The sequence below is a fragment of the Gordonia araii NBRC 100433 genome, assembly GCF_000241265.1.
Taxonomy (GTDB): domain Bacteria; phylum Actinomycetota; class Actinomycetes; order Mycobacteriales; family Mycobacteriaceae; genus Gordonia; species Gordonia araii.
Genome location: NZ_BAEE01000050.1, coordinates 15,577 through 37,752, shown reverse-complemented (window position 1 = coordinate 37,752; position 22,176 = coordinate 15,577). Strand labels below are relative to the sequence as shown.

At 68.3% G+C, this 22,176-nt stretch carries 18 protein-coding genes; 5 read left to right on the top strand and 13 right to left on the bottom strand.

Annotated elements, in window-relative coordinates:
- The first annotated feature begins 92 nt into the window (after nucleotides 1-92).
- Both aroA and rsgA read left to right on the top strand, forming a co-directional pair.
- On the top strand, nucleotides 93-1,382 hold the full coding sequence (aroA, locus tag GOARA_RS09075) for a 3-phosphoshikimate 1-carboxyvinyltransferase (RefSeq protein ID WP_007322052.1): 1,290 nt from the start codon (nucleotides 93-95) through the stop codon (nucleotides 1,380-1,382).
- On the top strand, nucleotides 1,379-2,425 hold the full coding sequence (gene rsgA, locus GOARA_RS09070) for a ribosome small subunit-dependent GTPase A (RefSeq protein ID WP_007322051.1): 1,047 nt from the start codon (nucleotides 1,379-1,381) through the stop codon (nucleotides 2,423-2,425). The genes aroA and rsgA overlap by 4 nt, the downstream gene beginning before the upstream one ends.
- A gap of 53 nt (nucleotides 2,426-2,478) precedes the next feature.
- Here rsgA and GOARA_RS09065 read toward each other — a convergent pair whose 3' ends face one another.
- Nucleotides 2,479-3,687, bottom strand: a complete 1,209-nt coding sequence (locus GOARA_RS09065; protein WP_007322050.1) for a fatty acid desaturase family protein — start codon at nucleotides 3,685-3,687, stop codon at nucleotides 2,479-2,481.
- A gap of 59 nt (nucleotides 3,688-3,746) precedes the next feature.
- Nucleotides 3,747-5,066, bottom strand: coding sequence for a fatty acid desaturase family protein (locus GOARA_RS09060; RefSeq protein WP_007322049.1), 1,320 nt, complete (start codon nucleotides 5,064-5,066; stop codon nucleotides 3,747-3,749).
- A gap of 109 nt (nucleotides 5,067-5,175) precedes the next feature.
- On the opposite strand from GOARA_RS09060, the gene GOARA_RS09055 reads away from it, so the two are divergent.
- Nucleotides 5,176-6,291 (top strand): ferredoxin reductase, encoded by a 1,116-nt coding sequence (locus tag GOARA_RS09055; RefSeq protein ID WP_007322048.1) that lies wholly within the window; start codon nucleotides 5,176-5,178, stop codon nucleotides 6,289-6,291.
- An 18-nt stretch (nucleotides 6,292-6,309) separates the two neighbouring features.
- On the opposite strand, the gene GOARA_RS09050 is transcribed toward GOARA_RS09055, so the two are convergent.
- The 6 genes from GOARA_RS09050 to hpf form a co-directional block, all read right to left on the bottom strand.
- Nucleotides 6,310-6,831 carry a DUF6912 family protein gene (locus GOARA_RS09050; RefSeq protein WP_007322047.1) on the bottom strand — a complete coding sequence of 174 codons (522 nt, stop codon included), beginning with the start codon at nucleotides 6,829-6,831 and terminating at the stop codon, nucleotides 6,310-6,312.
- The gene (locus tag GOARA_RS09045) at nucleotides 6,831-8,282 is read right to left on the bottom strand and encodes a wax ester/triacylglycerol synthase domain-containing protein (protein WP_007322046.1); all 1,452 of its coding nucleotides are present in this window, start codon (nucleotides 8,280-8,282) and stop codon (nucleotides 6,831-6,833) included. Before GOARA_RS09045 ends, GOARA_RS09050 begins: the two co-directional genes overlap by 1 nt.
- 64 nt (nucleotides 8,283-8,346) lie before the next feature.
- The gene (locus GOARA_RS18935) at nucleotides 8,347-8,901 is read right to left on the bottom strand and encodes an Rv3235 family protein (RefSeq protein WP_138947618.1); all 555 of its coding nucleotides are present in this window, start codon (nucleotides 8,899-8,901) and stop codon (nucleotides 8,347-8,349) included.
- A gap of 131 nt (nucleotides 8,902-9,032) precedes the next feature.
- Nucleotides 9,033-9,299 (bottom strand): hypothetical protein, encoded by a 267-nt coding sequence (locus GOARA_RS19810; protein WP_007322044.1) that lies wholly within the window; start codon nucleotides 9,297-9,299, stop codon nucleotides 9,033-9,035.
- Between the two features lie 62 nt (nucleotides 9,300-9,361).
- On the bottom strand, nucleotides 9,362-12,160 hold the full coding sequence (gene secA, locus GOARA_RS09035) for a preprotein translocase subunit SecA (protein ID WP_007322043.1): 2,799 nt from the start codon (nucleotides 12,158-12,160) through the stop codon (nucleotides 9,362-9,364).
- 154 nt (nucleotides 12,161-12,314) lie between these two features.
- Nucleotides 12,315-13,076 (bottom strand): ribosome hibernation-promoting factor, HPF/YfiA family, encoded by a 762-nt coding sequence (gene hpf, locus GOARA_RS09030; protein ID WP_007322042.1) that lies wholly within the window; start codon nucleotides 13,074-13,076, stop codon nucleotides 12,315-12,317.
- A gap of 278 nt (nucleotides 13,077-13,354) precedes the next feature.
- Here hpf and GOARA_RS09025 point away from each other — a divergent pair, with 278 nt between their 5' ends.
- Complete coding sequence (locus GOARA_RS09025; protein ID WP_007322041.1) at nucleotides 13,355-14,059, top strand: ComF family protein; 705 nt, start codon at nucleotides 13,355-13,357, stop codon at nucleotides 14,057-14,059.
- A gap of 31 nt (nucleotides 14,060-14,090) precedes the next feature.
- On the opposite strand, the gene GOARA_RS09020 is transcribed toward GOARA_RS09025, so the two are convergent.
- Genes GOARA_RS09020 through mtrA form a run of 3 tightly spaced genes read right to left on the bottom strand, consistent with a single transcriptional unit; the run spans nucleotide 14,091 to nucleotide 18,249 of the window.
- Nucleotides 14,091-15,908, bottom strand: a complete 1,818-nt coding sequence (locus tag GOARA_RS09020; protein WP_040522453.1) for an LpqB family beta-propeller domain-containing protein — start codon at nucleotides 15,906-15,908, stop codon at nucleotides 14,091-14,093.
- Complete coding sequence (mtrB, locus tag GOARA_RS09015; RefSeq protein WP_007322039.1) at nucleotides 15,908-17,575, bottom strand: MtrAB system histidine kinase MtrB; 1,668 nt, start codon at nucleotides 17,573-17,575, stop codon at nucleotides 15,908-15,910. Before mtrB ends, GOARA_RS09020 begins: the two co-directional genes overlap by 1 nt.
- Nucleotides 17,572-18,249 (bottom strand): MtrAB system response regulator MtrA, encoded by a 678-nt coding sequence (gene mtrA, locus GOARA_RS09010; protein WP_007322038.1) that lies wholly within the window; start codon nucleotides 18,247-18,249, stop codon nucleotides 17,572-17,574. The genes mtrB and mtrA overlap by 4 nt, the downstream gene beginning before the upstream one ends.
- A 109-nt stretch (nucleotides 18,250-18,358) precedes the next feature.
- Here mtrA and GOARA_RS09005 point away from each other — a divergent pair, with 109 nt between their 5' ends.
- Nucleotides 18,359-19,000, top strand: a complete 642-nt coding sequence (locus GOARA_RS09005) for a dTMP kinase (RefSeq protein WP_040522494.1) — start codon at nucleotides 18,359-18,361, stop codon at nucleotides 18,998-19,000.
- Between the two features lie 9 nt (nucleotides 19,001-19,009).
- On the opposite strand, the gene ahcY is transcribed toward GOARA_RS09005, so the two are convergent.
- Complete coding sequence (ahcY, locus tag GOARA_RS09000; protein WP_007322036.1) at nucleotides 19,010-20,503, bottom strand: adenosylhomocysteinase; 1,494 nt, start codon at nucleotides 20,501-20,503, stop codon at nucleotides 19,010-19,012.
- Between the two features lie 79 nt (nucleotides 20,504-20,582).
- A complete protein-coding gene (locus GOARA_RS08995) occupies nucleotides 20,583-22,100 on the bottom strand; it encodes an amino acid permease (RefSeq protein ID WP_007322035.1) in 1,518 nt (505 codons plus the stop codon).
- Between the last annotated feature and the right edge of the window lie 76 nt (nucleotides 22,101-22,176).

Sequence of the window (22,176 nt, the reverse complement as noted above, 5' to 3'; positions counted from 1 at the left end):
GGACCATTCTGACTGGTCGAGACGATTTGCGGACACGCACGGCCGGCACCCGTGGCGGTGTCGGAGCGCGGCCGCGTGAAAGACTGTCAAGCATGACGACCTGGCCAGCCCCGACCGCACACGCACCGGTGTCGGCGACGGTCGAGCTGCCCGGGTCGAAGTCGCTCACGAACCGCGCCCTCGTGCTGGCCGCCCTCGCCGACGGCCCGTCGGTGATCGACGGCGCGCTGCGCAGCCGCGACACCGACCTGATGGCGGGCGGCCTGGGGGCGATGGGTGCCGGGATCGTCGCCGATCCCGAAGACCCCGCGCGCCTGGCGATCGTCCCCGCTCCGCTGCACGGCGGCGCCGTCGACTGCGGTCTCGCCGGGACCGTCATGCGGTTCCTGCCGCCGGTGGCCGCGCTGGCGTCGGGAGTCGTCTCCTTCGACGGCGACGAGCAGGCACGCACCCGGCCGCTGCACACCATCTTGGACGCCCTGCGGGACCTGGGCGCCGACGTCACCGGCTCGTCGTTGCCGTTCACCGTGGCCGGCAGCGGTTCGCTGCGCGGGGGCGAAGTCGTCATCGACGCGTCGGCGTCGTCACAGTTCGTGTCGGGACTGCTGCTGTCGGCGACCCGCTTCGACGAGGGCGTGCGCGTGGTGCACCGTGGTGCGCCGATGCCGTCGTTGCCCCACGTCGAGATGACCGTGGCAATGCTGCGCGAACACGGCGTGGACGTCGAGGCAGGCGAGGACGAGTGGCGGGTGACTCCCGGTCCGATCGCGCCTCACGATTGGGTGATCGAGCCCGACCTGTCCAACGCGGCGGCCTTCCTCGCCGCGGCCGCCGCGATCGGCGGTTCCGTCAGCGTGCCGCGCTGGCCGGGGCGCACGACCCAGGCCGGGGCGCAGATCGTCGACATCCTCGCTGCCTTCGGCGCGTCGGCCACCCGCGGTCCCGACGGGCTGCTGACCGTCACGGGGCCCGAGGCGCTGCGCGGAATCGACGTCGACCTGCGGGCGGTCGGCGAACTGACCCCGACCGTCGCGGCGCTGTGCGCGCTGGCCGACGGCGAATCCCGGCTGCGCGGGATCGGCCACCTGCGCGGTCACGAAACCGATCGCCTGGCGGCGCTGGCCATCGAGATCAACCGGCTCGGCGGCGATGTCGTCGAGACCGACGACGGCCTGGTGATCCGGCCCCGGCCGCTGCACGGCGGCGTGTGGGACTCCTACGCCGATCACCGGATGGCCACCGCCGGCGCGCTCATCGGCCTGCGCGTGCCCGGCGTCGAGGTCGTCGACATCGGGACCACCGCCAAGACTCTCCCCGACTTCCCGCGCATGTGGCTCGACATGCTCGATACCTCCGCAAGCACGGAGACCGGCGCCGAGTGAGCCGGGGCCGCTCTTCGCGCGGATACGACGAATCCGATGTCCGGATTCGCCCGGGCAAGGGCACGCGCCCGCGGACGAAGACCCGCCCCGCCCACGCCGACGCCGCCGAGGCGATGGTCGTTTCCGTCGACCGCGGCCGCTGGGGATGCGCGATCGACGCCGATCCCCACCGGATCGTCGTCGCGATGCGGGCCCGGGAACTGGGACGGACGCCCGTGGTCGTCGGTGACCGCGTCGGCGTGGTCGGCGACGTGTCGGGCACGAAGGACACCCTCGCGCGGATCGTGCGCGTCGACGACCGGTCCTCGGTGCTTCGGCGCACAGCCGACGACACCGATCCCTTCGAGCGGATCGTCGTCGCCAACGCCGATCAGCTGCTGATCGTCACCGCACTGGCCGACCCGCCGCCCCGCACGGGTTTCGTCGAACGCGCCCTGGCCGCCGCCTACGTCGGCGGTCTGTCCCCGGTGCTCGCCCTGACCAAATCCGATCTCGCCGACGGCGCACACTTCCGCGCCGCCTTCGACGGACTCGATCTCTCGATCGTCGCCGTCGGCCGCGACGACGACCTCACCGAGCTGCGGGCACTGCTCGACGGCAAACTCACGGCTCTCGTCGGGCACTCCGGCGTCGGGAAGTCGACCCTGGTGAATCGCCTTGTGCCGCAAGCGGATCGGGCAACGGGCGCGGTGTCCGGTGTCGGCAAGGGCCGTCACACGTCCACCCAGTCGGTGGCGTTACCGGTCCCGGACTCACCCGGAACCTGGGTGGTCGACACCCCGGGAATCCGCTCGTTCGGCCTGGCCCACGTCGCCCCCGACGACGTCGTGAACGCGTTCGCCGACCTCCGCGAGGCGATCGACGACTGCCCGCGCGGATGCACCCACCTCGGCCCGCCCGCCGACCCGGAGTGTGCGCTGGACCGGCTCGACGGTGCGGCGTCGCGTCGCGCGCTGGCCGTTCGCAACATCCTCGTCGCACTGCGCACCGGGGACTCCGACACGGCGCCCGCAGATCAGACCGACGGCACGATCACGCCTTGAGTTGCCGGCCGACGGCCCCCGGTGCACGATCGTCACGCCACCGTAGGCGCGCGTCACCCCGCGCGACGTGCCCGACGGTTCTCCTTCAGCCTGCGCAACGCCGTCTTGAGTCCGCGGGAACGTGGCACCATGCCGTCGAAGCGGCGCTCCGACGCGGTCTCCGGCGCGTCGTCGGCCGTGTAGCGCAGGAACTGATCGGGGAAAGCCAGCTTGTTGATGGTGCGCAGCGACTGCCAATACTGGGATGCCATCGATCCCGTCGTGTAGGGCAGGTCGTATTTGTCGCAGAGTTCGCGCACCCGGACCGAGATCTCGGCCAGACGGTTGCTCGGCAGGTCCGGGTACAGGTGGTGCTCGATCTGATAGCTCAGATTGCCGCTCAGGAACGCCAGTGTCGGCCCGGTGTTGAAGTTCGCGGTCCCCAGCATCTGCCGCAGGTACCAGGCGCCGCGCGTCTCGTCTTCCAGGGAGTCGGCGGTGAACTTCTCGGCGCCGTCGGGGAAGTGTCCGCAGAAGATGACCAGATATGCCCACACGTTGCGGATGAGGTTCGCCGTGAGATTGGCGGTCAGGGTGTGCTTGAAGTTGGGTCCGCTCAGCGCGGGGAACAGGACGTAGTCCTTGCCGAGCTGACGCGCGGCCTTGCGGACGAATTCCTTGATCTGCGGAATCGCCTCTTCTTTGGACTTAGTCCCCTTCGCGACCTCGCCGAGTTCGAGATCGTGCAGCGCGATCCCCCACTCGAAAGTGGCGGCGAGCAACAAGTTGGAGAAGGGCTGCAGCAGCCAGCGCGGCCGCCACGGCTCGTCACGCGTCACCCGCAAAGTCTTATAGCCGACGTCGTGGTCCATCCCCACCACGTTCGTGTACTTGTGGTGGATGAAATTGTGCGAGTGCTTCCAGTGCGGCGCCGCGCACACCATGTCCCACTCCCACGTCGTCGAGTGCACCTCGGGATCGTTCATCCAATCCCACTGCCCGTGCATGACGTTGTGGCCGAGTTCCATGTTCTCGATGATTTTCGCCAACGCCAACGAGCCGGTGCCCAACCACCACAGGCCGCGTTTGTGGCTGCCCAGCAGCGCGGCTCGACCGACGATCTCCAGCGCTCGCTGCGCCCGGATGGTGCGGCGCAGGTAGGCGACGTCGCGCGCCCCGAGATCGGATTCGATCTCGCGGCGCAACGAGTCGAGCTCGGCGCCGAGCGCCTCGACGTCGGCGTCACTCAGGTGCGCGTACTCGCGGATATCGGTGATAGCCATCGTGGTCCATTATTGCGCGTTCGGTGAATGTTCACACACTGTGGCGGGGCAGGGCCGGATCAGGCCGCGGCGGCCGGTCGCCGCTGCCCGGAGGCGTCCGACGCGGCCAGGGCTCGCACGTTCTTGCGTGCCCGGCGCCTGCGTCGCAGCCCGACGAGCGCCGAGCGCAATCCGCGACGACGACCGGTGACCGGGTCGACGGTCCCCACCAGGCGTTTCGACGGATCCTCTGCCTTGAACCGCAGTTCGGACGCGGTCTCGGGCGCATCGTCGGCCGTGGCGAGCAGGAACCGGTCCGGCAACGAGAGCTTGGCGATCGTGCGCCACGCTTTGAGGTACTGCAGCGGCAGCGAGCCGGTCGTGTAGGGAAGGTCATACTTCTCGGCGAGCGCCTGCACGCGCCGGGAGATCTCCGGGAGACGGTTGCTGGGCAGATCCGGGAACAGATGGTGCTCGATCTGGTACGAGAGATTGCCCGACATGAACCCGAGAACCGGTCCGGAGTGGAAGTTCGCGCTGCCCAGCATCTGCCGCAGGTACCACTCCCCCTGTGTCTCGCTATCCATGTCCTTCTTGGTGAACTTCTCCGCACCGTCGGGGAAGTGTCCGCAGAAAATCACCGCGTTGGTCCACAGGTTGCGGATGATGTTGGCCAGCAGGTTCGCGCTGGCCGTCTTGCGGGCCGCCTCCGGCGAGCGCGTCACCGCGCCGACGATCGCCGGGTAGAGGGCGTAATCCTTGCCGACCTGGCGACCGATCTTGGCGCCGACGTCGCGCAGGTCGGCCCGAAACTCCGCCTTCTGCTCGGGCGTCTTGCGCTTGCGGCCGAGTTCGAGGTGCTGGGCGGCGACGCCGTATTCGAAGAACATCGCCAGGAAGGTGTTGTAGACGAGGTTGCCCAGGTAGAAGGGCCGCCACCGCTGGTCACGGGTGACGCGCAGCAGTCCGTAGCCCACGTCGTCGTCCATCCCGAGCACGTTGGTGTACTTGTGGTGGATGTAGTTGTGGGTGTGCTTCCAGTGCGCCGACGGACCGGTGTTGTCCCACTCCCACGTCGTCGAGTGCACCTCGGGATCGTTCATCCAATCCCACTGGCCGTGCATGACGTTGTGGCCGAGTTCCATGTTCTCGATGATCTTCGCGGCGCCGAGGGTCGTGGCACCGGCCCACCACAGGCCGCGGCGGCGGCCGCCGGCGATCATCACGCGACCGGCGAGGTCGAGTCCGCGCTGCAACCGGATGGTGTTGCGGATGTAGCGGGCGTCGCGCTCGCCGCGATCGGATTCGATATCGGCGCGGATCTGATCGAGCTCGGCTGCCAGCGCTTCGACGTCGGCGTCAGTGAGGTGGGCATACTCGGGGATGTCGGAGATCGCCATCTTCGTCCTAACCTACGGTTTCGTAACTTACGCAAGCGTAGGTTACGCTAGCGGAGGTTGTCCAGCCCCCCGATAATCGATCGAAAAGTCCCCGGAAAGGAGACGGCAGGTGAGTTGGCGCGAGCGCTTCGAGGCGCCGGTACGCGATGTCGCCGCACGCCACCGTGGCACGAACTGGGTGCGCGCGGCAGTCGCGCGAATCACGACGCCGCTGCTGCCCGACGACTATCTGCACCTCGCCAACCCGTTGTGGTCGGCCCGCGAGCTGCGCGGTCGCGTCGTCTCCGTCCGACGCGAGACCGCCGACTCCGCGACGATCGAGATCAAGCCCGGCTGGGGGTTCTCCTTCGACTATCAACCCGGCCAGTACCTCGGTATCGGCGTCGACGTCGGCGGTCGCTGGATCTGGCGCTCGTACTCGCTGACGTCTGCCCCCGAGCGCGCGGAACGGACGCAGACCGTGTCGATCACGGTCAAGGCGATGCCCGAGGGATTCCTCTCCTCCCACCTGGTCAAAGGCCTCAAGCCGGGCACGATCGTGCGGCTGGCGGCTCCGGCCGGCGAGTTCGTGCTTCCCGAACCACTACCGGAGAAGCTGCTGTTCCTCACTGCCGGCAGCGGTGTGACGCCCATCATCTCGATGCTGAGGACCGTCGCTCATCGCAAGCAGCGCACCGACATCGTGCTGATCCACTCGGCACCGAGCCCCGACGACGTCCTGTTCGGCGACGAACTCGCCGGCTACGCCGAGAGCGGGCTCGTCGATGTCCACCTCCACCACACGGTCGACTCGGGGCGTCTCACCGAGGTCGACGTCGAGACGATCTGCGCGGACTGGGCACAGCGGGAGACGTGGGCGTGCGGGCCGGCCGGGTTCCTCGACCTGATGTCGGGCATGTTCGACCGGGCCGGTGCCGCCGAGCACCTGCACCTGGAACGATTCGCGCTCGAGCGCGGAGCCGCCGGCGACCAGGGCGGCGAGGTGACGTTCACTCGCAGCGGCAAGACGACGACCGTGGACGGCGCGACGACCCTGCTGGAGGCCGGTGAGGCCTCGGGTGTGCTCATGCCGTTCGGCTGCCGGATGGGGATCTGCCAGAGCTGCGTCGTCCCCGTCGAGGCCGGGGTGGTCCGCGATCTGCGCACGGGCGTCGAACATGTTGCGGGCGAACGCATTCAAACCTGCGTCAGCGCCGCCGCGGGTGACTGCTCGCTCGACGTCTGAGTCCCTCGCGCGGAGCGCTCAGAGCAACTCGAGCAGGAACGGCAGCTCCTGCGTCGCGTACCAGCCGAGGTCGTAGTCTTCGACGTCCCCGATGGCGAGTTCGGCGTCGAGGTCGCCGAGATCCGCCGCATCGACGGCGGCAACCGCCGCGCGCACCGCCGCTTCGGCGTCGGCGCCGTCCACGTGGACGGCCGCGATACTCGCCCGTGGGACCGGACCGGCCAGCCGTACGACCGCCGCGTCGAGATCGGGACGCAGGGTGGCATCGTCGACGTCGGCGGCGACCACGACGCGACGGGGCGGGAGAGCCGTCTGAGGCTCGGACGCCTCGGGCTCGCTCACGTCGCCGTCGAGGAGGCGCAGGCTGGCGCGCGCCGCTTCGCGCATCGCCGCCTCGGCCAGTTCCTCGTCGTCACCGGCCGTGTACGCCTCGCGCAGCGCGGGCGTCAACGCGAATGCCGTGCCTCCGACCGGCACCAGCTCGCCAGTGGAATTCAATGTTTGGAGCATCGCCAGCGTCGCCGGGATGTAGACCCGCATCACTGTCCCCCGTCGTCTGTTCCGCGCTCGGGGCGCAGCTCGTCGAAAGCATCATGGGTGTAGTCGACCATCGCGGGCAAATCGACGAGGACGTCGCGGTCGCCGAGGAAGGCGAACTCGACTCGGTCCGTGTACGTCAGCACCGAGATAGCCAGCGCACGGTCCGCCATCAACGAGGGCACGGCGAACAGGTCCCGTACCGGCACACCGCGCAACCAGCGCTGACCGATCGGCGCCGGAGCGACCGAGATGGGCAGGTTGTAGGTGTGGCGGTTCCAGCTGGTGAAGAAGCGCGATGCGAGATCGCCGAACGGCACGACGCCCAGATCCGAGAGCATCGGAGTCACGCGGCCCGACTTGCGGGCGGCCGAGTGCGCGTTCCGCGCGGCGAACCCGGCCACCTGGGCGATGACGACGGACGGATTGGCTTCGCCCACCGGGAGATCGGTGACGAAACCCGGCCCGTCGCCGCCAACCCAACTGTCGTCGTCCGCACCGGCGGACGGCGCTTCGGCTTCGTCATCCGCTGCGCGCCCGTCGAGCGGCAGCACGACGCGGACCGTGTCGCCCGCGGCGAGCGTGTCGGTGTAGGAGAGCATCCAGCGGCGCAGCACACCGGTGAGGATCGCCAACTCGACGTCGCCCAAGGAACATCCGTGGTGCTCGGCGATCCGCGCCGCCTCGGTCGATGACACCGACGCGACCGCGAACGTCCGGGTCGAGGACGTCGAATGATTCAGGGGGCTGTGCGGCGCGGCGTTGGCTACCTGCGAAATGGCCTCGGTGACTTGGGCGACCGACGATTGCGCGAGCGAACGCAATCCGGCCACCGGACCGTTGCCTCCGACGATGTTCTCGACCATTTCTCCCGGTCGCGCCAGTCCTTCGGTGATCGCCCCCATCGCCAACTGGGCACTGCTCGGCGCGATCCTGGGCATCCACAGGTCCTCGGTCGCGTCAGCCGCATCGGGCTGGCCGTCGAGCAGGATCTGGCTGAGTTCCACCGAATCCGGTCCGACCATGCAACGATGCGTCTTCGTCAGCACCGCCAGGCCGCCGTCGGCCAGCCCTTCGATCAGATACATCTCCCACAACGGTCGCTTGCGATCCAGCGGCCGGGACAGCACCCGGCCCACGAGGTCTTGAAGTTGCTCGGCACCCCCGGGCTGCGGCAGACCGGCCCGGCGGATGTGGAAGTTGATGTCGAAATCGGCGTCGTCGACCCAGACCGGGCGCGCGAGTCCCAGCACCACCGGCTTGACCATCTGCCGGTAGCGGGGGGCGAACTGGATCCGTCCTTCGACCAGCGCGACCAGCGACTGGTAGTCCAGGCCCCCGCCCTTCGCCGCGGCGGCCGGATCCACCACGATCAGCGTCCCGACGTGCACGGTGGAGCCACCCTCATCGAGGAAGTAGTACATCGCTTCGCGCGGGGTCAGCCTATTCACCATGATGACGCGATCCTATCGGCAGGTGCGGCCGTGCGGGTCGGCTCGCCCTCGGAAGTGGCGACCCTCAGTCCAGCATCAGCCCCTGAACCCGCCAGCGCGGCTTGGCACGCTCCGAGGCGTCGGCCACGGTGCCCCTCCCCGACGGCTTCGCGGTGACGATCCGGCCCGCGAAGGCGCGGACGCGCTCGCCACAGGAGTAGCTGCCGTAGAACTCGGCCTGCCCGTCATCGGTGAGCTGGATGTGCACGCGCCGCAGGCGCATTCCGGCCGTTCCCGGTCGCGTGGCTGCGCCGGAGCCGAATCGGGCCCGGCCCTTCGTGACGACATGGTCGATGACCGGCTGCGCGGCCAGGGGACGCAGAGCGGTGACCGGTCGCCGGCCATCGACGACTTCGAGCACGACGGTCATCGCGGCGATGGCGAACTCGCGCGCCGAGATCGCAATCTGATCGGACGGCCGCTGGTCCGCAGACGTGGTGAGCGGCACCGACCGCAGGACCCGCTCCGGCCGGCGCTGTGGCGGACCTCCCGTGGCGCAGTCACACGGCTCGGCCCACCGTCCGGGATGTTCGAACGGCGGGGCCGGGCGTAGCACGACGTGGCTGGTCTCCATATACATGGGACGCAGCGCAGACCCGATCGGTTCCATCGAAACCGAAATCGGGCGCCGGTGAAAGCGCTGGTCGACCAAAAGCGCCGAGCCCTCGGACCGTATAGCGACACATCCGCTCGGCACTCTCGGGGGTGAGGCTAGATCTCGCCGTCGCGGAGTCGCCTGTGGGCTCGTCCGTCGTCCAGCTCGTCGCGTGCCTCGGGGTGATCGAGATAAAAGCGCAGGAGCGCGAGCAACGGAGCAGCACCGGTGGCGTACACATCGATGGGCGCTTCCACCGAGTTGTCGGGCGACCGGCCCTGGTACACCCAAAGAGCGATCATTGAGCCGACGAACAGATACGTCCAAATAAGTCGCTTCGCGGCGCCTGCTAGCTCATCCCAGTCAGCCAATTCGGTCCACACATATCAGATGCCTATTCGACTGAAGTGATAGCGCCATCCGTGACCGGATGATTCCGCTGTGGTCAGCGGCGGCGTTTGTTCTTCTTCGCCGCCGGCTTGCCGCGCTTGGCCCGACGATTCCGCCGTGCCGCCGACACCGCTGCCGGATCGCTCACCCCGGCGTCGACCGACTCGTCCTGCGCATCCTCCTCGAAAGCGGCGGCGTCGCCGCTCTCGTCGGGGCCGATGAAGGTCATCGGCACTTCGGCGGGTTCGGCGGGCACTCCCCGCGCACGCAGCGCCGCGGGGACCTTGGACTGGTCGGCCGAGTCGGCGACCGGCCCGGTCGGGAGCGCGGGGCCCGGCTCGGCGACGGGCTCGGTCTCGACCTGGGCGTTGTACAGGAACCCGAGGGTCTCCTCCTTGATGCCCTCGAGCATGCCGTGGAACATGTCGAAGCCCTCGCGCTGGTATTCGACGACCGGGTCGGCCTGGGCCATCGAACGCAGGTAGATGCCTTCGCGCAGGTAGTCCATCTCGTACAGGTGGTCGCGCCACTTGCGGTCGATGACCGAGAGCAGGATGCTGCGCTCGAGCTGGCGCATCGCGCCTTCGCCGGCCATGGCGTCGATCTCGGCCTCGCGCTTCTCGTAGGCCTTGTGCGCGTCGGCGACGAGGATCTCGCGCAGTTCCTCGGGCGCGATGTCGTCGCGCTCGCCGAACTCGTTCTCGCCCAGCACTTCACGCGGGGTGAGAGTGGTCGGATACAGCGACCGCAACGCGGTCCACAGCTCGTCGACGTCCCAGTCCTCGGCATAGCCCTCGGCCGTCGCACCGTCGACGTACGCGCCGACGACGTCGTCGATGAACTGCTGGACCTGCTCGCTGTGGTCCTCTCCCGCGAGGATGGTAGTGCGCTCGCGGTAGATGACCTTGCGCTGCTCGTTCATGACCTCGTCGTACTTGAGGACGTTCTTGCGGACCTCGAAGTTCTGCTGCTCGACCTGCGTCTGAGCCGAGCGGATGGCCTTGGTGACCATCTTCGCCTCGATCGGCACGTCGTCGGGCAGGTTGACCCGGTTCATGATCGTCTCGAGCGCGGCGCCGTTGAACCGTCGCATGAGCTCGTCGCCCAGCGACAGGTAGAACCGGGACTCGCCCGGGTCGCCCTGACGACCGGAACGGCCGCGCAGCTGGTTGTCGATGCGGCGCGACTCGTGGCGCTCGGTACCGAGCACGTACAGCCCACCGGCTTCGCGCACCTCGTCGGCCTCGGCTTCGGCGTTCTCGCGGGCGATCGTGATCGCCTCGTCCCACGCCGCCTCGTACTCCTCGGGCGTGTGCACCGGGTCGAGCCCGGCCTTGCGCAGCCGCGTGTCGGCGATGATGTCGGCGTTGCCGCCGAGCACGACGTCGGTACCGCGCCCGGCCATGTTGGTCGCGACCGTGACGGCGCCGACCCGGCCGGCCTCGGCGATGATCTGCGCTTCCTGCTCGTGGAACTTCGCGTTGAGCACACTGTGCGGGACGTTGCGGCGCTGCAGCTGTCGCGACAGGTACTCCGACCGCTCGACACTCGTGGTGCCGATCAGCACCGGCTGGCCCTTCTCGTGCCGTTCGGCGATGTCGTCGACGACGGCGTCGAACTTCGCCTCTTCGGTCTTGTAGATCAGGTCCGTCTGGTCCTTGCGGATCATCGGCTTGTTGGTCGGGATCGGCAGCACGCCCAGCTTGTAGATCTGGTCGAACTCGGCAGCCTCAGTCTCGGCCGTACCCGTCATGCCCGCGAGCTTGTCGTACATGCGGAAGTAGTTCTGCAGCGTGATGGTGGCGAGCGTCTGGTTCTCCGCCTGGATCTCCACGCCTTCTTTGGCCTCGATCGCCTGGTGGAGCCCCTCGTTGAAGCGGCGTCCGTCGAGCACGCGCCCGGTGAACTCGTCGACGATGACGACTTCGCCGTTGCGGACGATGTAGTCCTTGTCGCGGTGGAAGAGCTCCTTGACCTTGATGGCGTTGTTCAGGTAGCCGACCAGCTGCGAGTTCGCGGCGTCGTAGAGATTGTCGATACCGAGCTGGTCCTCGACGAGATTGACGCCCTCTTCATGCACGCCGACGGTCTTCTTCTTGATGTCGACCTCGTAGTGCACGTCCTTCTTCATCAGCGGCGCCAGGCGCGCGAACTCGACGTACCACTTGCTCGACGAGTCGGCCGGTCCGGAGATGATCAGCGGCGTACGGGCCTCGTCGATGAGGATCGAGTCGACCTCGTCGACGATCGCGAAGTTGTGACCTCGCTGGACCTGCTGATCGAGCGAGTGCGCCATGTTGTCGCGCAGGTAGTCGAACCCGAACTCGTTGTTCGTGCCGTAGGTGATGTCGGCGTCGTATGCCTCTTTGCGCGCCTCCGACGACATCGCCGAGAGGATCACGTCGGTTTCCAGCCCGAGGAAGCGGTGAACGCGGCCCATCCACTCCGCGTCGCGCTTGGCGAGGTAGTCGTTGACGGTCACGACGTGCACGCCCTTGCCGGCCAACGCGTTGAGGTAGGCGGGCAGCACACAGGTGAGAGTCTTGCCCTCACCGGTCTTCATCTCGGCGATGTTGCCGAAGTGCAGGGCGGCGCCACCCATGATCTGGACGTGGAAGTGCTTCTGGTCCAGCACTCGCCAAGCCGCCTCGCGGGCGACCGCGAACGCTTCGGGCAACAGCTCGTCGAGGGTCTCCCCGTCGGCGACGCGCTCCTTGAACTCGTCGGTCTTGGCCCGCAATTCGGCGTCGGTGAGAGCGGCCGTCTCATCCTCGAGCGCCTCGACGTGACCGGCGATCACGTCGAGTCGCTTGACCATCCGGCCCTCGCCGACGCGAAGAAGCTTGTTCAGCACTGGCAATCCCTTGTTGTGTAACCGTGAATGTCTCGGTCGATCTGCGTCCCCCTACGCGGAGGCCGCAGAGCAAGCCCTTTGACATGGTACGGAACGACGGGTCGACGTGCCGCAGCACGTCGCGCTCCAGCGCGTCGGCGAAGGATGCGCGGACTCAGGTCAGCCGGATCAGTCCGTAGTCGAACGCGTGCCTGCGGTAGACGACCGAGGGCCGATCCGTCTCCTTGTCGTGGAACAGGAAGAAGTCGTGTCCGACGAGTTCCATCTCGTAGAGCGCGTCGTCAACGGTCATCGGCACGGCCGGATGCTCCTTGACGCGGACGACCTGTCCGGGCTCGTAGTGGTCGACCGCGTACTTGTCCGCCGGCTCCTGATCGGCCGCCGCCGCCGACTTCGTCGCCTCGGCACTGCCCGCCAGGTCGCCCAGGCCGTTGGCGGTCGCCTCGGCCAGCGACGTCGGGGTCCGCAGACCGTAGTGGATCTCGCGCCGGGACTTGACCCTGCGCAACCGGGAGTCCATGCGGTCCAGCGCCAACTCCAACGCGGCGTAGAAGTTCTCGCCGCCCGCCTGGGCGCGCACCACCGGGCCCTTGCCGATCGCGGTGATCTCCACCTGCTGGCATGCCTTCAGCTGCCTGCGGTTGTTCTCGTGGTAGAGCTGCACGTCGAATCGGAAGATCGACGGGTCCAGGCGCTCGAGGCGAGCGAGCTTGTCCGACACGTACACGCGGTAGTGGTCGGGGATCTCGACGTTGCGGCCGGAGAAGTTGACCGAGGCGTTCGGCTCGACCGGGTTCTCCGAAACGACGGTGCCCGCCGGCCTGGTGAATGCGGCCTTTGCGTCGAACGGCTCCGCCTCGCGCGGCCGGCTGACCTTGGACTCGCGGTGACCCTTGCGGTGAATGACGGACGACATACAACTTCCTCCTACTGGCGGAACAACTCGAAGCGAGGCATGCCAGCCGGACGGCTGACACTCAGTGGCAGCGGCCTCACCTCCCTGTCGCCGCCGGTCTCGCTGACGCGAGCGGACCGTCGTTGTCGCTACCGCGAACGGTGCGGGATGTTGAACTCGACCGTAGTCGCAGTTGCAGTTCGCTGCCAGGTTTTGAACCCCCGTGCGCGTCGCGCGTGTTTAGCTGGGCACGCCCGATGCGGCCGGCCGCACGGAGCAGACGAGAACCGGGGGCTCGAATGGGGGAAGCTGCGCGCCGATTCGCGCCGGGATCGTTGGCGCGGGCACTCGTCGACCTCGTACTCCCCCTGACCTGCGGTGGTTGTGGGGCGCCGGGTGTGCCGTGGTGCGGGCGATGCGATCGCCGGATTTCCGACGCGCCGCGCCTGGTCACGCCCCGGGTCGGCGTCGGTGTGCCCGTGTGGGCGCTGGGCGCCTACCGGGACCCGTTGCGGAGCGCGGTCATCCGACTCAAGGAGCGGGGGCGCCGCGACCTCGTCGAGCCGCTCGGCGCCGCCCACGCCCGCGCGGTCGTCACCCTGGCCCGGTGGGGCGAGATCCCCGACGCCGAACACCTCGTGCTCGTTCCCGCGCCCACGCGTGCCGCGGCCGCCCGTCGTCGCGGCGGCGACCCGGTCGAGGCGATCTGCCGGGCGGCCGCCGCTCATCTCGGCCGGTCGGTGCAGGTGGCGCCAGCGCTGCGCACGGCGGCGTGGGTACGCGATTCCGCCGGCCTGTCCGCCGGGGCCCGCAGCGCCAATCTGCGCGGCGCGATACGAATGCGCCCGCGTGCATCGGCGGCCCTCGCGGTACCGCGGCGCAGCGCGGTCGTCCTCGTCGACGACGTCGTCACCACCGGGGCAACCGCGGCCGAATCGATCCGCGTGCTGGCCGCACACGACATCGACGTCGATGCCGTCGTCGTCCTGGCCGCCGCCGAATGATCCGATCGCGGTGCGGCGTGTCCTGCGCGGCCTACGGCAGCACCGGGATGAGGCCGGCGCCTTTCGCAGCGGGCACGTCCACCCACGTCTGGTCGCGGTTGCCCGTACTGCTCGACAGCACCAGGACCCCGCGGGTGTCGGCCACGTAGGTCGAGGACAGGTTGGCCGCGACGGCGTGGACGGGCGGCGCGAGATTGCCCGAAACCAGCCCGGCGGCGGGCAGTCCCGACAACGGCACCTGGGTCACCGGCGCCTCGGTGGCGTCGCGCGCCACCACCAGCGTCGTCTGCGAAGCCCAGTCCAGGGCGACCGCGCGGTTGCCGATGTTGTAGGCCGCGAATCGCGGATGGGCCAATGCCAGTTGCCCGTCCGGTCGCTCTTCGATCACGGCGAACAGCACCTGGCCGGCGACGATGACGGCGACCCGGACCCCGTCGGGCGAGACCTGCAACTCGCTGATCGGCCCGTGAGCCAGCTCGGTCAGCGCCGCGGTGTCGGCGACCGACGTGCGCATGGCGCCTTCGGCGGCCGTCCATCGCGTCGGCTTACCGTCGACCACGGCCCACACGTCGTTCTTCATCCCGAACGACGGTCGCGTGATCGAGGTACCAGCGGACAACGGTTGCACCGCACCGCCGTACAGGCCCGTCACCAGGGTCGCGCGCGCCGGGCCGGACGGTCCGGGCGGAGCCGACGTCGGCGTCGACGGCGCGCCTGGCGCAGGCGGCGACGCCTGCTGAGCGGGCTGCGCCGGTCTGGCGGTCCGGACCGCGGCGATGCGCGCGCGGTCGCTGCTCAAACTCGCCGACTCGACCTGCTTGCCGTCGTTGAGGTTGCCCGCGACCGGCTTGAGCTGGCCGTCGGCGACGTTGAACAGCTCTCCGCGGCTGATCACGTCGAGCCGGTCCTCTTCACCCGAGACGCCCGTCGGCGAGAACCGCTGCACGTCGCTCACCCTGATGCCGTCGGGGTGCTGCGGCAGGAGCGGGGCCCCGTTCCACGTGATGGCGTAGGGCGCGGGCGCGTCGGCGCTGCTCAGCGTCCACACCGTCTGCGCGGCGATCAGCGTGCGCTCGGCCTCCGACGGCGAGGTCGTCCCCTTCAGATCGACCCGCACGCCGCCTTCGTCGCGCGGGGCCACCTCGCCGAGTTCCGTCTTGAGCGGAATCGACGAAGCGGTGGCGCGCACCAGGTCGAGGCTGGGGCCGGCGAGCAGCCGCGCCATGACCGACGACGGGCCGGTCTGCCCGACGTAGAACCACCGCGGATCACCGACCAGCCGCTGGTGGTCGCGGTCGGTGAAGTACAGCGTGACCAGGCGATAGGTGGACTCGAACTGAGCGCGATCGAGCAGCACGCCCGCCGGCAGCGGGCCGTCGATGCGCCACCCGGTCGGCGTGTGCGCGAGGCGCAGCCGCGCCTCCACGCGGCCGGTCGCGGGGAGCAACTGCCCGTTGACCTTCAACGAAGCTGTGTTGTCCCCGATCACCCGCACGGTCGCCTCGTCGTCGGTCCGCGAGTCGACGAGCACGTTGATGTTGCTGAGGACCGCCGTGTCGCCGCGATCGTCCCAGCGGGCGCCGTTGGCCTGGGTGAGGTAGGCGCGAGCGGCCGAATGGGCGGCGGTCGGATCGGCGGTGGCCTGCAAGAATCCGTGCACCAGCGATTCCGGATCGGTCGCCGAGTCGGGTTTGGGCAGCGGCTGCGCGGCCGGCTGTCGTTCGAAACTCTTCAGCGGCTGCGGCGACGAGTCGGTCGGAATCGCCACGCAACCCGTCGCCATGACGGCCACGACGGCGAGGACAGCCATCATCGCCGCACGCCGGCGGGGCCGTGCGACACGGGTCATCATCGGGCACCTCCGGTCGACGAGGATCCACCGCGCACATCGAACGGGCGCAGCGGCAGCGGGCTGCCCAGGACCTTGTGACCGCGCTTGAGCGGCAGCGTCAGCCGGAAGTTCGCACCTCGCCCGGGTTCTCCCCAGGCCTCCAGGCGGCCCGCGTGCAGGTGGGCATCCTCGACGCTAATCGCCAACCCGAGGCCGGTGCCGCCAGAACGCCGGTACCGCGACGGATCGGAGCGCCAGAATCGGTTGAACACCAGCTTCTCCTCCCCCGGGCGCAAGCCGACGCCTTGATCGCGAACGGTCACCGCGACGGCGTCACCGTCGGTACGCATGGTGAGTGTGACCGGCCGCTGCTCGGAGTGGTCGATCGCGTTGGCGAGGAGATTGCGCAGAATCCGTTCGACGCGGCGCGGGTCGATCTCGGCGATGACCGGCTCGGCGGGCAGATCGATGATCAGCTCCGTCCCGGTCTCGTCGGCCAGGTGGCGCACCGTCGACAGCGCCGCTTCGATCGGGATGGACATCGGCATCTGCTCGGCGGCCAATTCGGCCATGCCGGCGTCGTGGCGGGAGATCTCCAGCAGTTCGTTGAGCAGCGTCTCGAAGCGGTCGAGTTCCTTGTCGAGCAGTTCGACGGAACGTTTCCGCACCGGATCGAGGTCGTCGCGCCCCTCGTACAGCAGATCCGACGCCATCCGCACCGTCGTCAGCGGGGTGCGCAGCTCGTGGGAGACATCCGAGGTGAACTGGCGTTGCAGACCGCCGAATTCCTCCAGGTGGGTGATCTGCCGCTGCAGGCTCTCGGCCATGTCGTTGAACGACATCGCCAGCCTTGCCATGTCGTCCTCGCCGCGCACGGGCATGCGCTCGGACAGGCGCCCGCCGGCGAAGCGGACGGCGACCCGTGCCGCCGACCGCACCGGCAGCACGACCTGGCGCGACACCAGCCACGCGATCGCGGCGAGCAGACCGAGCAGCACGATGCCGCCGGTCAGCAGAGTGCGGAACACCAGGTTGACGGTGTCCTGCTCGGCGGTGAGCGGGAACACCAGATACAGCTCCAGCCCGGGGACGGCCGAGTTCGTCGGCGTGCCGACCAGCAGTGCGGCGGTGTTCGCGCCGCCGGTCGTCTCCACCGTCGAATACTGGTAGGCGACCTGGCCGCTCTGCACCATGGTCCGCAAGTTCTGCGGGATCGCGGCGACCGGTCCGACACCGGTGTCGGCGGATTCGTTGCCCGGCCCGCGCACCAGCAACACCGTGTCGAACGCGCCCACGGCCCGCGATCCCGGCCCCGACTCGGCGGCGTCGCGCTCGGTCAGCAGGGCACGCGTCTGGCGCAGCCGGGTGATGATCGGAGTCGACGGGTCGGGGCTCGCCATGTCCCGCTCGACGACGGCCCGCGCACGGTCGATCTCCTCGCCGGCCGCGACCAGCTTGGCGTCGAGAAGACTGTTGGTGATCTGGGACATGAGGACGAATCCCAGGATAAGGAGCACCACCAACGACAGCGCCAGCGTCGATACGACGACGCGCAATTGCAGAGACCGCCGCCAGATGCTGCCGAAACTGTGCCCGAGCCGGGCCAGTGTCTGACGCAGTCGGGCGGTGGCACTGTTGGGGCGGCGCGGGCGGGGAGTTCGGGTCCGCCCTCCACGCTCGCTCACGGCGGACCGGCTTTGTAGCCGACACCCCTCACGGTCAGGACGATCTCCGGGTTCTCCGGATCCGTCTCCACCTTCGCGCGCAGGCGTTGCACGTGCACGTTGACCAGACGCGTGTCAGCAGGGTGGCGATAGCCCCACACCTGCTCCAGCAACACGTCACGGGTGAACACCTGACGGGGCTTGCGGGCGAGCGCGACGAGAAGGTCGAACTCCAGCGGGGTCAGGGAGATCGGCTCGCCGTCGCGGGTCACCTTGTGTGCGGGGACATCGATCTCCACCGGACCGATCGACAACATCTCGGCCGGCTCGTCATCGGTGCGACGCAGACGCGCCCGGATGCGAGCGACGAGCTCCTTCGGCTTGAAGGGCTTGACCATGTAGTCGTCGGCGCCCGATTCCAGGCCGAGGACGACGTCGACGGTGTCGGACTTCGCGGTCAGCATGACGATCGGCACACCCGAATCCTGCCGCAGAACTCGGCAGACGTCGATGCCGTTCATGCCCGGCAACATCAGGTCGAGGAGCACGAGGTCGGGGCGGATCTCGCGCACAGCGGTCAACGCTTGGGTCCCATCGGCCACATGGAAGGGCTCGAACCCTTCGCCGCGAAGCACGATGGTCAGCATCTCCGCGAGGGCGGCGTCGTCATCGACGACGAGGACACGTGGCTTCATGCGCTCCATAGTGACACTGCTGTGATCTTTTGTTCGGATTGACGCGCCGATAGCGCGGACGTGCGGTCGGGCGAAGCAAATGGGAGATCGATCGGTAGTGTCGTGGATCGTGTCAACGTTCATCACCGTCGAAGGGCTCGACGGCGCGGGGAAGCGCACTCTCGTCGACGGTTTGCGACGGCAATGGGAGGCCGACAGCGTGCGCGTCACGACGATCGCCTTTCCGCGCTATGGCGAGTCAGTGCACGCCGACCTCGCGGCGGAGGCCTTGCGCGGCGAGCACGGCGACGTCACCGACAGCGCCTACGCGATGGCGCTGCTGTTCGCCCTCGACCGTCGCGAAGCGGCCCCCGCGTTGCGCGAGCTGATCGCCGGGCACGACGTCGTGATCGCCGATCGCTACGTCGCGTCGAATGCGGCGTACACGTCGGCGCGGCTGGCCGAAGAATCGGTGAGCGGCGCCGTCGCCGCGACCGAATGGGTGCGCACCCTGGAGTTCGAGCGCTTCGGGTTGCCCGTCCCCGATTGGCAGCTCTTCCTGGGCGTGCCGGTCGAGGTGGCAGCGCAGCGCGCCGTCTCGCGCGCGGAGCACGATGCCAGTCGCGATCGCGACCGCTACGAACGCGATGCCGCGCTGCAGGAACGCGTCGACGAGGCCTATCGCGGGCTGGCCGCGGCACAGTGGGTGTCGCCGTGGCGGGTGCTGAGCGGCGACCCGGAGCCGGGACTGGCCGCCGACCTCCTCGCCTGACCCGGCAAATCAGTAGCGGTAATGCTCGGGCTTGTAGGGCCCCTCGACGTCGACGCCGATGTACTCGGCCTGCTCCTTGGTGAGCTTCGTCAACGAACCGCCCAGGGCCTCGACGTGGATGCGCGCGACCTTCTCGTCGAGGTGCTTGGGCAAGCGGTACACCTCGTTGTCGTACTCGTCGTTCTTCGTCCACAGTTCGATCTGTGCGATCACCTGGTTGGAGAAGCTGTTGCTCATGACGAACGACGGGTGGCCGGTGGCGTTGCCCAGATTCACCAACCGCCCCTCGCTCAGCACGATGATGCAGTGGCCGTCGGGGAAGATCCACTGGTCGACCTGCGGTTTGATATTGATCCGGCGCATACCGTCGGCGGATTCGAGACCGGCCATGTCGATCTCGTTGTCGAAGTGGCCGATGTTGCCGAGAATCGCCTGGTTCTTCATCTTCTGCATGTGCTCGAAGGTGATGATGCCCAGGTTGCCGGTCGAGGTGATGACGATGTCGGCATCGGCGATGGCCTGCTCCACGGTGACGACGTCGAAGCCGTCCATCAGTGCCTGGAGCGCGTTGATCGGGTCGATCTCGGTGACCTGCACCCGGGCGCCCTGCCCGGCGAGAGATTCAGCGCATCCCTTGCCGACGTCGCCGTAGCCGCAGATCAGCACCTTCTTGCCGCCGATGAGGACGTCGGTGCCGCGGTTGATGCCGTCGATCAGCGAGTGGCGGGTGCCGTACTTGTTGTCGAACTTGGACTTGGTGACCGAGTCGTTGACGTTGATCGCAGGGAAGGCCAGGTCGCCGGCGGCCGCGAACTGGTAGAGCCGCAGGACGCCGGTGGTGGTCTCCTCGGTGACGCCCTTGACCGACTCGGCGATGGCCGTCCACTTGCCCTTGTCGACCTCGAAGCGGTCGCGCAGCAGGTTGAGGAAGACCTTGTACTCGGCCGAGTGGTCGTCGTCGGCCGGCGGCACGACACCGGCCTTCTCGAACTCGGCGCCGCGCAGCACGAGCATCGTCGCGTCCCCGCCGTCGTCGAGGATCATATTGGCCGGCGCCGGATTGCCCTCGGAATCGTCGGGCCAGGTGAGCATCTGCTCGGCGCACCACCAGTACTCCTCGAGGGTCTCGCCCTTCCAGGCGAAGACCGGCACACCCTTCGGCTCGTCGACCGTGCCGTGCGGCCCGACGACGACGGCGGCGGCCGCATGGTCCTGGGTGGAGAAGATGTTGCACGACGCCCAACGGACCTGCGCGCCCAGGGCGACGAGGGTCTCGATCAGAACAGCCGTCTGCACCGTCATGTGCAACGAACCGGAGATCCGCGCACCTTTCAGCGGTTGCACGTCGGCGTACTCGCGGCGCAGTTCCATCAAACCCGGCATCTCGTGCTCGGCGAGGTCGATCTCTTTGCGGCCGAAGGCTGCTTCGTCCAGGTCGGCGACCTTGAAGTCGATTCCGTTCCGGTTGTCGGCGCTCAACTTGGACTTGGACACGAGGCTCATTCGCTCCCCTACTCAGATGCCCCCGGACGCGCGTCGTCGGCGGGCGGTGCACGGTCGCAGACCAGGCTATCGTGTCGGGTCAGTCGCCGCCCGCGGCGGGCAGCTCACCGCGTTCCCGACGACCGACCATCGAATGACGCATGCTGTAGGCGAAGTACACGACGACACCGAGCGCCATCCACGCGACAAACCGAATCCAGGTCAGCGCGGTGAGGTTGAGCATCAGCCACAGACAGGCGACGATCGCCAGGACGGGGATCACCGGGCCACCGGGCACCGTGAACCCACGTTTCAGGTCGGGCCTCATCCGCCGCAGCGCGAGAACCCCGGCCGCCACCACCACGAAGGCGAACAACGTTCCGACGTTGACCATCTCCTCGAGGCGATCCATCGGAAAGACCGCGGCCAACAATGCCACGCCGACCGCGACGATCACCGTCAGCCGTAGCGGGGTGCCGAACCGCGCACTCGTGACCGACGCTGACCGGGGAATCAGTCCATCGCGACTCATCGCGAATAGGACCCGGATCTGGCCGAGCAACAGCACCATGACCACTGTCGTCAGGCCGATCAGCGCGCCGATGCCGACCAGCTTCTCCGCCCAGTCGGCACCGTGGAGCGCAAAGGCGTCGGCCAGCGTCTTGTGGTCCTTCGTGCCGTCCGGGTTCACGGTGGTCTTGAGATCCTTGTAGGGCGCCATGCCCGTGACGACGATCGAGACCGCCACATAAAGGACCGTCACGATGACCAGCGAGCCGATGATTCCACGCGGGATGTCGCGACTGGGATTGCGCGTTTCCTCCGCGGTCGTCGCGACGACGTCGAAGCCAATGAAGGCGAAGAAGACGATCGACGCGGCCGCGAGAACCCCGTACCAACCGTACGCCGATCCTCCGCCGCCGGTGATCAGCGAGAACAGCGTCGAGTCGACACCGGGCTCATGATCACCCGGCACACTCTGCGGCACGAACGGCGTGTAGTTCTTCTTCTCGATGAAAAAGATGCCGGCGACGATGAAGAACAGCACGACGGACACCTTGATGACCGTGACGACAGCGGTGAACAACGACGACATCCGGGTCCCGATGGCCAGCAGCGTCGCCATCGCCGCGATGACCAACAACGCCCCCCAGTCGACCGACAGCTGGCTCGACCCGATTGAGACGGCAGCGGTCCCCGACACGCCGATGACGTTGTCGAGGTAGGACGACCAAGCCTTGGCCAGCACCGCCGAGCCGACCGCGAACTCCAACACAAGATCCCAACCGAGGACCCAAGCAAGAAACTCGCCGAAGGTGGCATAGCCGAAGGTGTAGGCGCTGCCCGCGACCGGCACGGTAGACGCGAATTCCGCGTAACAGAGCGCGGCCAGCGCGCACGCGACGGCGGCCATCACGAAGGACAGCGAGATCGCCGGCCCGGCCTTGTCGCCCGCCATCTGCGCGGCGACCGCGAAGATCCCCGCCCCGATGACGACCGAAACGCCAAATACGACGAGGTTCCATGCGCTGAGATTTCGCCGGAGCCGACGACCCGGCTCGTCGGTGTCGGCGATCGACTGCTCGATGGACTTCGTGCGCAGCAGTGGGTTGCTCATCGCGCTCCCGGGATTCGGTGGTCAACGGCGTCGTACTTCGGTTGCCCGTAGACGCTAGCGCACTGAAACCGCCGGC

Coding starts and splice junctions, on each gene's coding strand:
- GOARA_RS09025 (WP_007322041.1), top strand. CDS start 13,355: ATGGGGGAAGCTGCGCGCCGATTCGCGCCGGGATCGTTGGCGCGGGCA.
- hpf (WP_007322042.1), bottom strand. CDS start 13,076: ATGTCGTCCGTCATTCACCGCAAGGGTCACCGCGAGTCCAAGGTCAGC.
- ahcY (WP_007322036.1), bottom strand. CDS start 20,503: ATGAGCCTCGTGTCCAAGTCCAAGTTGAGCGCCGACAACCGGAACGGA.
- GOARA_RS09050 (WP_007322047.1), bottom strand. CDS start 6,831: ATGCGGGTCTACATCCCGGCGACGCTGGCGATGCTCCAAACATTGAAT.
- GOARA_RS09060 (WP_007322049.1), bottom strand. CDS start 5,066: ATGGCGATCTCCGACATCCCCGAGTATGCCCACCTCACTGACGCCGAC.
- GOARA_RS09045 (WP_007322046.1), bottom strand. CDS start 8,282: ATGGTGAATAGGCTGACCCCGCGCGAAGCGATGTACTACTTCCTCGAT.
- GOARA_RS09020 (WP_040522453.1), bottom strand. CDS start 15,908: ATGACCCGTGTCGCACGGCCCCGCCGGCGTGCGGCGATGATGGCTGTC.
- mtrA (WP_007322038.1), bottom strand. CDS start 18,249: ATGAAGCCACGTGTCCTCGTCGTCGATGACGACGCCGCCCTCGCGGAG.
- aroA (WP_007322052.1), top strand. CDS start 93: ATGACGACCTGGCCAGCCCCGACCGCACACGCACCGGTGTCGGCGACG.
- GOARA_RS09065 (WP_007322050.1), bottom strand. CDS start 3,687: ATGGCTATCACCGATATCCGCGAGTACGCGCACCTGAGTGACGCCGAC.
- GOARA_RS08995 (WP_007322035.1), bottom strand. CDS start 22,100: ATGAGCAACCCACTGCTGCGCACGAAGTCCATCGAGCAGTCGATCGCC.
- GOARA_RS18935 (WP_138947618.1), bottom strand. CDS start 8,901: ATGTATATGGAGACCAGCCACGTCGTGCTACGCCCGGCCCCGCCGTTC.